The following is a 12471-nucleotide window of genomic DNA, read 5'->3' on the forward strand; positions in this document are numbered from 1 at the left end:
GGCCTTGTCACACGAATTCGCTTGAGCCAAACGATCAGCGGAAATGATCGTGGCGGCGTTCGAGTAACGCTTAATCCCTCTCGGTTTTGCCCTCGATCGCCCTGCCCCAATCGAGCAGCGGCTTGGCGCGCAAGGTGAAATCGACGAGCTCCTCGACCAGTTCCGGCCCGTGAATGCCGGCCGGATCGATCACGTGGCGAACGACGAAATGCCGGTTGCGAATGGCCGCGGCAAGGTCTTTGTCGATGACGTGTTCGAAGCCGCGCGGCGTGCGTTTCATGGCGCCTTCGGTATCGAGTTCGAGGCCATTCTTGTTCAACGCCTTCACCATGGCGCGAAACCTCTCGGGCCATGTCTCGATGGAACGGCGTATCGCCAGCAGCAGCGCCGCCTCCGGCTGCCACCAGGCGACGCCGGCGAAGCAACCCTCCAGCCCGATATGCACGTAGAACACGCCTTGTTCCATCTTGGTGCCGTCCGGCGACAGGATGGCCGACAGGTGGCGGTTGTAGGGTCGCTTATCCCTGGCGAAGCGCACGTCGCGATTGATGCGAAACAGCGACTTCTTGCGGTCGCCGCGCAAACCCAACCCCGCCTCCGCAAAACGCGACGTCAGCGTGTCGACGAGATTGCCCAGTGGATCGCGCAATTCCGTTTCGAACAGGTCGCGGTTCTCCAAAAACCATTCCCGGCTCTGGTGGAAATCCAGCGCCTTCAGGAACGGAATGGCCTTTTGGCCGAACCCTTTGAAGGTGCTTTCCATCAGGACTTGCCGACCCGCTGCAGCCAGGTGTCCTCGTCGATGACCTCGACGCCGAGTTCGCTGGCAAGCTTGAGTTTCGAGCCCGCACCAGGCCCCGCCACCAGCAGGTCGGTCTTCGCCGAAACCGAGCCGGCGACCTTGGCGCCGAGCCGTTCGGCCATCGCCTTGGCTTCGGAGCGGGTCATCTTCTCCAGCGTGCCGGTGAACACGATCGTCTTGCCGGCGACTTCGCTGTCGGCCGAGACGGTGACGATGTACGGCTTCGGCTTGACCTGCTCGAGCAGCTTCTCCAGCACGTCGTCATTGCGCTGATTGCCGAAGAAATCGCGCAGCGCGTCGATCACCGTGTCGCCGATGCCGTTGATCGACGGGAACACGGTGTGCGGATCTTCCGCCGCGGCCGTCTCCTTGCCGACGCGGATCAGTTCCTCGATGGTCGAGAAGGTGCGGGCCAGCAAAGCGGCCGTCGTCTCGCCGATATGGCGGATGCCCAATGCGAAGATGAAGCGGTCGAGTTCCGGTTCGCGGCGCGAATCGATGGCTGCGAAGAGCTTGTCCAGGCCTTCATAGTTGCGGTCCTCGACGCTGCGGACGTTCTTGCGCGTCTTGCCCGATGCCGCCTCGCGCTGCCTGGCTTGCTCCTCGCGCCGCTCGGCCAGCGCCTTGGTGACGGCGGGCCGGCGATCCCTGAGCGTGAAGATATCGGCGGCCGTCTTGATCAATCCGGCATTGAAGAACGTATCGATGTTTTCCGCGCCAAGGCCTTCGATGTCCAAGGCGCCGCGCGAGACGAAATGGCGCAATCGCTCCACGGCTTGCGCGGCACAGATCAGTTCGCCCGTGCAGCGTCGCCGCGAATCCTCCTTGCCGGTCTTCTCGTTGATTTCGCGCGTCGCCGGCGAACCGCAAACCGGGCAGGTGTGCGGGAACTCGTAAGGGGTAGCGTCGGCCGGACGCTTGTCGATGACGACGCTGACGATCTGCGGAATGACGTCCCCTGCGCGCTGGATCACCACCGTGTCGCCGATGCGCACGTCGATGCCGTCGCGGATCGGCTGGCCATTGCTGTCGAAACCCTTGATGTAATCCTCATTGTGCAGCGTGACGTTCTCGACCACCACGCCGCCGACCGTCACCGGCGCCAGACGCGCCACCGGCGCCAGCGTGCCGGTGCGGCCCACCTGGATGTCGATCTTCTGCACGGTCGTCATTGCCTGTTCGGCGGGGAATTTGTGCGCGATAGCCCAGCGCGGTTCGCCGGTGACGAACCCCCACCGGCGCTGCAGTTCCAACTGGTCGACCTTGTAGACGACGCCGTCTATGTCATAGCCCAGCGAGGAGCGCTGCTCCTCGATCCGGTGATAGTGCGCGACCAGTTCCTCGACCGACTTCGCCCGCACCATCAACGGGCTGATCTTGAACCCCCAATCCGCGAATTTCTGCACGGCACCGTACTGGGTCGGCGCCGGATCTTCCGTCGTGTAGCCCCAGGCATAGGCGAAGAATTTGAGGTTTCGGCTGGCGGTGACGGAGGCGTCCTTCTGGCGCAGCGAGCCGGCAGCCGTGTTGCGCGGATTGACGTAGTCCTGGCCGCCGGCCGCCGCCGAGCGTGCCTTTAGCGCTTCGAACTCGGCATAGGTCATGTAGACCTCGCCGCGGATTTCGATGATTTCCGGCCAGCCCGAGCCTTTCAGCTTCGCGGGAATGTCGGCGATGGTCCTCAGATTGGCGGTGATGTCCTCACCCACGGTGCCGTTGCCACGCGTGGCGCCTTGCACGAATACGCCTTTCTCGTAGCGCAGCGATGCCGACAGCCCGTCGATCTTCGGCTCGGCGGTGAAGGCGATGTCGAGGTCCTTGTCGCGGTCGAAGAACCGCCGGCCGCGCTCGATGAAATCGGTGACGTCCTCGTCGGTATAGGCCTTGGCGAGGCTGAGCATCGGCATCGCGTGGCGCACCTTGGCGAAGCCTTCCGCTGGCGCGGCCCCGACCCTGAGCGACGGCGAATCCTCGCGTACAAGGCCGGGAAAGCGCTCCTCGATGGCCAAGTTGCGACGCCTCAGCGCATCATATTCGGCGTCCGTGATCGTTGGCGCATCTTCCGTATGATAACGCCGGTCGTGCTCGGCGATCTCCTCGGCCAGCCGCTGGAGCTCGGCTTCGGCTTCGCTCTCGCTGAGCGAATCGACAGGTTTTTCGGCCATGTTTTTGTCCCCGAACGATGCCGCGTCACAATAGAACATGATCCCGAAACGTGGGAACCGGTTTTCGGAAAAGATCATTCCTGACCAGCAGGATGGAGCCATATCCTGACTCGATCCATCACACCGGATATTCCTATGCCGCGTTTGTGTTTTCGCGCAACAACCGCTCGGCGGCGGCGCGTGCCTCATCGGTGATCGTGGCGCCGGCCAGCATGCGGGCGATCTCTTCCTGCCGCGCCGTCCGATCCATCTCGGCAATGCCGGTCGCCACGCGATCGGTGCCGCCCGATTTGGAGATCAGGAAATGCGTCGCCGCGCGCGCCGCCACCTGCGGCGCATGGGTGACCGAGAGCACCTGCACGCGCTTCGACAGCCGCGCCAGCCTTTGACCGATGGCGTCCGCCACGGCGCCGCCCACGCCGGTGTCGATTTCGTCGAAAACCAGCGTCGGCGCCGAGCCACGGTCGGCCAGCGCCACCTTCAGCGCCAGCAGGAAGCGCGACAGCTCGCCACCGGACGCCACCTTCATCATCGGGCCGGGCCGCGTGCCGGGGTTGGTGCGCACCCAGAACTCGATCTGGTCGATGCCCTCTTCCATGCGGGTCTCGGCCTCGCTCTTCATCTCGACGATGAAGGCGGCGCGCTCGAGCTTCAGCGCCGGCAGTTCGGCCATGACGGCCTTGGTCAGGCCGATCGCCGCCGCGTGGCGCAGCGAGGAGAGCTGTGCGGCGGCGATGTCATAGGCCTCGCACGCGGCAGCGGCCTGCTTTTCCAGTCCATGCAGGCGTTCCTCGCCGGCATCGAGATCGGCAAGATCGGCAACCATCGTGTCACGCAACTGCGCCAGGTCATCGACGGCAACGCTGTGCTTGCGTGACGCGGCACGCAGCGAAAATAGCCGCTCCTCCGCTTTTTCCAGCCGTTGCGGATCATATTCGGTGGCCCGCAATGCGGCCTCGACGCCCGACTGCGCCGCGTCGAGCGACAGCATCGCCTCGTCCAGCGACTTGACCACGTCCTCGAGCAGGCCGGGCGCCTCCGTTGCCTTGCGTTGCAGGCGTCTCAGCAGGCTGGCCAGTTGTGGCAACGGCGAGGACGGGCCGGACAACACGTCCTGCGCGTCATGGATTTCGGACGCGATCTTCTCGGCGCGCATCATCTGGGCGCGCAATTCAGCAAGTTCCGTTTCCTCGCCGGGCTGCGGATCGAGCCTGGTCAGCTCAGTGACCGCCGCGCGCAGATAGTCGGCCTCGCGCGCCGCCGCCGCCACCTTGGCGCGGTGGCGCGTAAGTTCCTGCTCGCAAGCGCGCCAGTGCCGCCATGCCTCGCCGGTCGAACGAACGGCGCCGAGATGGCCACCGAAAGCATCGAGCACGTCGCGATGGGCACCGGGATCGACCAGGGCCCGTTCATCGTGCTGGCCGTGGATCTCGACCAGCGCGTGGCCGACATCGCGCATCAAGGTCACGCTGGATGGCTGGTCGTTGACGAACACCCGGGTGCGGCCGTCCGCCGTCTGCACGCGGCGCAGGATGATGTCCCCATCATCCTCGATGGCATTTTCGGCAAGCAGCGCGCGCACCGGATGGTTGCGCGGCACATCGAACACGGCGATGACCTGGCCTTGCGCCGCGCCATGGCGCACCAGCGAGGCATCGCCGCGCGCGCCGAGCGCCAGCGACAAAGCATCGAGCAGGATGGATTTGCCGGCACCGGTTTCGCCGGTCAGCACGGACAGACCGGGCTGGAAGTCGATATCCAGCTTCTCGATCAGGACGATATCGCGGATCGACAGTCTGGCAAGCATCAGAACCCGGACCTCAAGCAATTCCAGGAAAAGTGCGTAGCGGTTTTCCCACGGGAATTGCGTAGAAACAAAAAGTTGGGACGGCTCAGCGCTTCAATCAAACCACCGAACCGCTGTGGAGCGGCACGCGACCCGGTTGGAGTCGCAGCGCCGCACTATCTTTTTGTTTCAGCGTCGGATCAATCCAAAAACGCGCGCTTCGGTCCGAGGCCTGGCGATCAGGCGCCGGTGATCAGTTTTCCGGCCTTGGATATCCACGATCCGGCATTCTCGCGCGGCGCAAGCCCGTTGCTCTGCAGCAGCTTGTAGGAATCCTTGTACCACGGGCTGTCGGGATAGTTGGTGCCGAGCACAGCGGCGGCCGTCTGGGCCTCCGAGGTCAACCCCATCGCGTAATAGCTTTCGGTGAGACGGGCGAGTGCTTCCTCGACATGGCGCGTGTTGGAATAGTTCTCCACCACGGTGCGGAAGCGCTTGACGGCGGCGATGTATTCGCGGCGCTCCAGATAATAGCGGCCGATCTGCATTTCCTTGCCGGCGAGCTGGTCGTTGGCGAAGCGGATCTTCTCCTTGGCGTCGTCGACATATTCCGAAGTCGGCCAGCGCGTGACCAGATCCTGCATCGTCTGCAAGGTCTGGCGTGCTTCCTTCTGGTCCTGCGTCACGTCCTTGATCTGGCGGTAGTAGCTGAGACCAATGATGTACTGCGCATAGGGCGCGTCCTCGGTGGACGGATAAAGCGCCAGATAGCGCTTGGCCGACGAGATCGCTTCGTCGTAGCTGCCTTTGCGATAGTCGGCGAAGGCGCCCATCACCATCGATTTGCGGGCCCATTCCGAATAGGGATGCTGGCGGTCGACAGCGTCGAACTTCTTGCTCGCCTCGTCCAGGCGCCCGGCATTCAGATTGGCGAGACCCTGGTTGTAGAGAACATCGGCCGGCTCCGTCTGGTCGACATAGGTCGACAGGTCGATGTCTTTCTCGGACGACATGCAGGCCGACAGAAAGAGCGATGGAACAACCACCGAAAGCGCCAGGAACATAGACCGCTGCGGCGCTTTCGACTGACCGACTCGCTTGAAAAACATGATTGGATTGCGCCCTTTCGGCGTTATTTTAATGCCTCTTGCATGCTGTTGTCCCAAAACTGGTCCCCACTTTTGAGCGACATGCACTAATCGACGGCAGCAGCCATAGACCATAACCGCCTTGCCCGGCAACGCTATGTCCAGCCAATCGCGCATTTTTGTGGCGGCTGGTCCGAGTCGGATTATCGCTGCGATTTCGCCGGCGGGTGGTGCATTCATGCAACACTCACCGTCCCGAAACGTCGAGGAATTCAGATCATCCAGGGTGCGTAGAGCGGCGCATTGACGGCGCTCATCTCGGCGGCGCGGCCGCGCTCGCGGCGCGTCGTCTCGACGATTTCGAAAGCCGTGCGGTCCGACAGCAGCCGCCGCAGCGCCGCGGCGTTCAACCTGTGGCCGCCGCGATAGGAGCGGAAACAGCCGATGAAGCGGGCGCCGGCCAGCGCCAGGTCGCCCATGGCGTCGAGCGTCTTGTGGCGCACGAATTCGTTGGGGAAGCGCAAGCCTCCCATGTTGATGACGCGGTTGTCGTCACCGATCACCAGCGAATTCTCAAGCGAGGATCCCAGCGCATAGCCGGCGGCCCACAGCCGCTCGACATCCTTCATGAAGCCGAAGGTGCGGGCCCGCGCGATGTCGCGGCGGAAAATGTCCGCATTGATGTCGGAAGCGAAGAGCTGGCGCCCGATCGCCGGGCTTTCGAAATCGATCTCGACCTCGAAACGGGTGCCGTCATAGGGCCTGAACTCGGCCCAGGAAGCACCGTTTTCGATGCGGACCGGCTTGACGACCCTGATGTAGCGCCGCTTGACCGGCAAGGTCTCGATGCCCGCTTGGTCGATGGCTTCCACGAAAGCCATTGCGCTGCCGTCGAGGATGGGAACCTCGTGACCGTCGATCTCAATGAGGACATTGTCGATGCCGAGGCCTAACAAAGCGGCCATGATGTGCTCGACGGTGGCGATATGCTCGCCTGCCGGATCGCCAAGCATGGTGCACAGGTCGGTGGCACCGATTTCGGAAAACAGGGCGCGGAACTCACGGCCCTGCCCTTCCTCGCTGACAAGCTGAAACACGATGCCGGTATCGGCATCCGCGGGCACGAAACTGACAGAAACTTCTTTGCCGCTGTGAACGCCGGTGCCCGTAAGCGACGCGCGCGCCTTCACTGTCGTCTGGTAGTCGTGCAAGACAATCCCCATAAGCCCGTAATGCCTAGGTCCGCTTCTCCAGCCCGAGGGCGCGGCTCTTGTTGAATCGGCTGGCAGGGCGACTTCCCCCGAAATCCCGGCAGACCGACTGTGGTAGGCAGCGAAGATAGTGTCCCGGCAGGGAGACTCCAAATCACGGTTTCTTACTCTTTGTAACCGCGAATAGGAATTCAAACGGCGTCGTAAGCCCTTGTTTTTGCGACGGTTTAAACGTTAACAGGCAAGCAATTTCTTGCTTGCCTGTTAACAATTGTTACAGCCCGTTAACCGCTCAGTTGGCCTGGCGGCGCAGGAACGCCGGAATCTCCAACTGATCGTCGTCCTGAGTCGCCCGCGTCTGCGGCGTCAGGCGGCCCTGGTCGTCCAGCTGGCCGCGGCGCGGCGCGTAGAGCTGGGCGTCCTGGCTGGCGAGACGGCGCACTTCCGGTGCCGCCTGGCGCAGCTTGGGCTCGCGAGGTTGCGCCGGCTGCAGCCGTGCGGGCTCCTCCTCGCGGCGGGTCAGGCCGTTGGTCAGGCGCTTCAACAGGCCCATCGGCCCGCTGTTGTTCTCATGGTCGGCCGGGCGGCTCTTGGCGTCCACCTCGGCCTTCACGACCGGCGGAAAGTCCTCGACGCGCGGCATGCGCTGCGGCGCCATCGCCACCGGCTGTTGCACCTCACGCAGCATTTCGCGCGGCTGCGGAGCCGGCTGCATCATCTGCTGGACCACCGGCTGTGCCATCGGCTGCGGCTGTGCCGGCGGCGCCTGGAAGATCTTGCTCTGCGGGCGGAAATCGTCCGCATGGGCGACAGGAGCCGGACGAGCCTGCGCCATGGCCGCGGCGTTTGCCTCGGCGAGCTGGATGGCTTCGGCGACCGGGTCCGCTGCGCGCGGCTCGTAGGCGGTCTGCTGGACCGGCGCCGGGCGGCTTTCGACCGCTGCCACGGCCGGACGGGCGGCCGGCTTCTGCGGTGCGGTGCGGATCGCGATCGGCGCGGCGGCGATTTCAGCCGCCGACTTGTCGATGCCGGTTGCGACCACCGAGACGCGGATGACGCCTTCGAGTTCTTCGTCGAAGGTGGCGCCCAGGATGATGTTGGCGTCCTGGTCGACTTCCTCGCGGATACGGGTCGCCGCTTCGTCGACCTCGAACAGGGTGAGGTCGCGGCCGCCGGTGATCGAGATCAGCAGGCCCTTGGCGCCCCTCATCGACGTCTCGTCGAGCAGCGGGTTGGCGATCGCTGCTTCGGCGGCGGCCATTGCACGGCCCTCGCCCGAAGCTTCGCCGGTGCCCATCATGGCCTTGCCCATCTCGCGCATCACCGAACGCACGTCGGCGAAGTCGAGGTTGATCAGGCCTTCCTTGACCATCAGGTCGGTGATGCAGGCAACACCGGAATAGAGCACCTGGTCGGCCATGGCGAAGGCGTCGGCGAAGGTGGTCTTGTCATTGGCCAGCCGGAACAGGTTCTGGTTGGGGATGACGATCAGGGTGTCGACGCATTTCTGCAGTTCCTCGATGCCGAGGTCGGCCGTCTTCATGCGGCGCTGGCCTTCGAAATGGAACGGCTTGGTGACGACGCCGACGGTGAGGATGCCCCTTTCGCGGGCGGCCCGCGCCACGACCGGAGCAGCACCCGTACCCGTGCCGCCGCCCATGCCCGCGGTGACGAAGCACATATGGGTGTTGGACAGGTGATCGATGATCTCGTCGATGCACTCTTCGGCCGCCGCACGGCCGACTTCAGGCTGCGAGCCGGCGCCGAGACCCTCGGTGACATGCGCGCCAAGCTGGATCAGCCGATCGGCCTTCGACATGGTCAGCGCCTGCGCGTCGGTGTTGGCGACAACGAACTCGACACCGCGCAGACCTGCGGTGATCATGTTGTTGACGGCATTGCCGCCGCCACCGCCGACGCCGAACACGGTGATGCGGGGCTTAAGCTCGGTGATGTCCGGCTTCTGCAGATTGATGGTCATTGTCTCCGTCCTTTGCCTTTCACGCCGCTTCGCCGCCGCGGCCGCCTATGGGGCTGTCCCCGTCAATTAGAAACTGTCTCTCAACCACTGACTCATGCGATGCAGTTTTCCGCCCGTTCCGGTCATCCTGAGACCGGAAATTCCTTTCGCCGGATGGCTCTCGAAGCTCGCCATCTGCGGATAGATCAAAAGCCCGACGGCGGCCGAAAAGGCTGGCCCCTTCGCCGCCTCGGGCAGGCCCGCCACGCCGAGCGGGCGGCCGATGCGCACATTGCGCCCCAGGATGCGGCGCGCCGCTTCCGGCAGGCCGGCAAGCTGGCTGGCGCCGCCGGTCAAGACGACGCGCTTACCCACCGCATTGCCGTAGCCGGATTTGTTCAGCCGGTCGCGCAGCAGTTCGAGCGTTTCGTCGATGCGGGCGCGCACGATGCGCGTCATCACCGAGCGCGGTATCTGCAGCGGCACGTCGCCATCGTCGCCGATCGGCTGGATCGAGACCAGGTCGCGGTCGTCGGCGCTGCCCGGCAGCGCCGAGCCATGCATCACCTTCAGCCGTTCGGCGGCATCGAGCGAGGTCGAGAGCCCCTTGGCCATGTCGAGCGTGACATGGTTGCCGCCGATGGCGATGGCGTCGCCGTGAACGAACTTGCCTTCCGAAAATACCGAGATCGTCGTCGTGCCGCCGCCCATGTCGATGCAGGCAGCGCCAAGCTCCAGCTCGTCGTCGACAAGTGCCGCCAGCCCGCTGGCATAGGGTGTCGCCACCATTCGCTCGACCGACAAATGCGATCGGTTGATGGAGAGTTCCAGATTGCGCATCGGGGCGGCGTCACCGGTCAACACATGCATGTCGACGCCAAGCGCATCGCCGACCATGCCGCGCGGGTCGCGCACGCCGCGCTCGGCGTCCAGCGAGAAGCCGACGGGCAGCGAATGGATCACCTCGCGCTCGGCCTTGAGCGCCTGTTTGGCGCCGGCGCCGAGCACGCGCTTGATGTCGGCTTCGTCGGCCTCGTGGCCGCCAAGATTGATGGTCGCGGCGAAAGCTTCGCTCTTCAGCCGGCCGGCGGTCATGTTGACGATAAGCGAATCGACCGTCAGCCCCGCCATGCGCTCGGCAGCGTCGACGGACAGCCGGATGGCATGCTCGGCCCGGTCGAGATCGACGACCACGCCAGACTTCACGCCTTGCGATTTCTGATGGCCGATACCGATCACCTGGATCCGGTGCGAGCGGCCGCGCAGCAGCTTGCCGTCATCGCACGGCTTCAGCTTCGCCACCATGCAGCAGACCTTGTTCGAGCCGACATCCAGCACCGTCAGGGTGCCGGAACGGCGCGACGAGGCATCGCCATGACCGCCAAGCCAGCTCATATCTTCGTCTCCGGCTTGCGCTTGAGGGTTTTCGGTTTCTCGCTGAGTGCGGCCTCGCGCTGCGTCACCGCCTCGGGCGTCAGCTGCACGACCAGCCGGTCGGTCAGGCGCATGTCGACGGCGGCGATGTCGCGCGACAACAGCCCCTTGTCATGGTCCATCTTGACGAGCTCGGCGAGCGCTTGGTCCTCGTCATCCTCGGGCAGCTTGACGGTGATGCCGTTGTCCAGCTTCAGGTCCCAGCGCCGCTCACCGACACGGATGTAGCCTTTCACGCGGGAAGCAAGGTCCGGATATTTTTCGATCTTGGCCAGGAAGTCCGGCGCCTTGGCCGGCGCACCGGTCCCGATCAGCAACGGCAGCAGCACCTGCTTGCCGCCCGAGAACGGCGCGATGACGGCGCCATCCTTCTCGATGACCGAAAGGGCATCGCCCTGCTGCCAGAGCGCGAACGCCTCGCGCTCCCCAACGCGCACTTCCAATGTGTGCGGATAGACCTTGCGCACCGCTGCGACCTCGATCCACGGCAGACCCGAGATGCGCTCGCGCGCGGCCTCCGCGTCGAAGCCGATCAGCGACGTCCAGCCGTCGAGTTCGAGCCTGTCCAGAATATCGATCTCCGAGGTCTGGCGGTTGCCGACCACCTTGACCTGATCGACGGCGAAGCCGGTACGGGCGGTAATGCTCTGGATGATGCCGTCGGCATGGCCGCCAAGATAGGCGCCATAGGCGCCGCTCGAAGCGAGCAGCACGGCGGACATCATCGCGGCTGAGAAACGCGGCGCCTGGAACTCGCCGTCACCCAGGCGCGCCAGGATGCGCACCGGGCGGCGAAGCATGCGCGGCAGGACGAAATGGTCGAACGAAAGCGACAGGCCAAGCAGCGACGGCCCAGCCGCGCCCTTCCCCTTGCTCTGTCCCCATTTCAACGCAGACACGAAGCGTCCTCCACCATCCAACTCAACAGATCGCCAAACGAGTGCCCGGCATGGGCGGCGATTTCAGGCACCAAGGACGTCGGTGTCATGCCCGGTTGGGTATTGACCTCGAGCCATACAACCTCGCCATTTTCGGAGTGACGATCGTCATAACGGAAGTCCGACCGGGAAACGCCCCGACAGCCGATCACTTGGTGAGCCTTGAGCGCCAGTGTTTGTATTTTTTGGTAAATATTCGGTGAAACTTTTGCGGGGCATTCGTGCTTTGATCCGCCAGCGACATATTTTGAATCATAGTCGTAGAAGGAATGGCCGGTCGGGATGATCTCACAGACCCCGAGCGCGACATCGCCCATCACCGCGCAGGTCAGTTCCCGGCCGTGGATGTAGCGCTCGACCATGACCGTATCGCCATATTTCCACTCGGACGAACCGATGACCTGCGGCGGATGCGACTGGCCCTCGCTCACGATGACGACACCGAAGCTCGAGCCCTCGCTGACCGGCTTGACCACATAGGGCGGCTTCATCGGATGCTTGTCCTGGATGGCGAAGCGGCTGGTGACCTTCGATTCGGCGACAGGCATGCCGATCGATTTGGCAACCCGCTTGGCCTGCTCCTTGTTCATGGCCAACGCCGAGGCGAGCACGCCCGAATGGGTGTAGGGAATGGCGAGATATTCGAGGATGCCCTGGATGGTGCCATCCTCGCCGAACGGACCATGCAGCGCATTGAAGGCGACATCGGGCTTGAGTTCGGCGAGCACCGAGCCGACATCGCGCCCGACATCCACGCGCGTGACCTGGTAGCCTTCTTTCTCGAGTTCATCGGCGCAAGCCTTTCCCGAAGACAGGGACACGGGCCGCTCGGACGAGAAACCTCCCAGCAGTACGGCCACGTGCTTGCTCTTCATTCCCCGTCATCCCCTCTCATGGCGGACCAAAACCAGGATTTCCGCAACATTGAGTCCGAGTCTCCCGGCAGGTTGCCCCCCCAGACGGAAAACGCGGGTAACGCGTCGAACGACTCAAATCAGGAAACGCTTTCGAGCAGAGAATCAGAGAGTTGATTCACTGGCAAGTGCTTATGATTCCGAGAGATTCACTTTGTGAGAAAATCGCTGCG

Annotated in this window: 9 protein-coding genes; all 9 read right to left on the reverse strand. The window is 63.9% G+C overall.

Going from position 1 to position 12471, the window contains the following annotated elements:
- Window positions 1-70: 70 nt before the first annotated feature.
- The 9 genes from X743_RS158875 to X743_RS158835 all read right to left on the reverse strand — a co-directional run bounded on the left by X743_RS158875 (window position 71) and on the right by X743_RS158835 (window position 12259).
- The gene (locus tag X743_RS158875) at window positions 71-763 is read right to left on the reverse strand and encodes a TIGR02453 family protein (protein ID WP_023765117.1); all 693 of its coding nucleotides are present in this window, start codon (window positions 761-763) and stop codon (window positions 71-73) included.
- Window positions 763-2967, reverse strand: coding sequence for an NAD-dependent DNA ligase LigA (ligA, locus tag X743_RS158870; RefSeq protein ID WP_023765118.1), 2205 nt, complete (start codon window positions 2965-2967; stop codon window positions 763-765). Before ligA ends, X743_RS158875 begins: the two co-directional genes overlap by 1 nt.
- Before the next feature lie 133 nt (window positions 2968-3100).
- Window positions 3101-4774, reverse strand: coding sequence for a DNA repair protein RecN (gene recN / locus X743_RS158865; RefSeq protein WP_023765119.1), 1674 nt, complete (start codon window positions 4772-4774; stop codon window positions 3101-3103).
- A 218-nt stretch (window positions 4775-4992) separates the two neighbouring features.
- On the reverse strand, window positions 4993-5862 hold the full coding sequence (locus X743_RS158860; RefSeq protein ID WP_023765120.1) for an outer membrane protein assembly factor BamD: 870 nt from the start codon (window positions 5860-5862) through the stop codon (window positions 4993-4995).
- A gap of 251 nt (window positions 5863-6113) precedes the next feature.
- Window positions 6114-7064: a UDP-3-O-acyl-N-acetylglucosamine deacetylase gene (gene lpxC / locus X743_RS158855; RefSeq protein WP_023765121.1), complete on the reverse strand. Its 951-nt coding sequence runs from the start codon at window positions 7062-7064 to the stop codon at window positions 6114-6116.
- Window positions 7065-7344: 280 nt separating this feature from the next.
- Window positions 7345-9033, reverse strand: coding sequence for a cell division protein FtsZ (gene ftsZ, locus X743_RS158850; RefSeq protein ID WP_023765122.1), 1689 nt, complete (start codon window positions 9031-9033; stop codon window positions 7345-7347).
- A 66-nt stretch (window positions 9034-9099) separates the two neighbouring features.
- Window positions 9100-10407 (reverse strand): cell division protein FtsA, encoded by a 1308-nt coding sequence (gene ftsA / locus X743_RS158845; protein ID WP_013894675.1) that lies wholly within the window; start codon window positions 10405-10407, stop codon window positions 9100-9102.
- Window positions 10404-11345 carry a cell division protein FtsQ/DivIB gene (locus X743_RS158840; RefSeq protein ID WP_023765123.1) on the reverse strand — a complete coding sequence of 314 codons (942 nt, stop codon included), beginning with the start codon at window positions 11343-11345 and terminating at the stop codon, window positions 10404-10406. The genes ftsA and X743_RS158840 overlap by 4 nt, the downstream gene beginning before the upstream one ends.
- On the reverse strand, window positions 11333-12259 hold the full coding sequence (locus tag X743_RS158835; protein ID WP_023765124.1) for a D-alanine--D-alanine ligase: 927 nt from the start codon (window positions 12257-12259) through the stop codon (window positions 11333-11335). The genes X743_RS158840 and X743_RS158835 overlap by 13 nt, the downstream gene beginning before the upstream one ends.
- Window positions 12260-12471: the final 212 nt, after the last annotated feature.

Source organism: Mesorhizobium sp. LNHC232B00 (assembly GCF_000502435.1).
Classification (GTDB): Bacteria; Pseudomonadota; Alphaproteobacteria; order Rhizobiales; family Rhizobiaceae; genus Mesorhizobium; species Mesorhizobium opportunistum.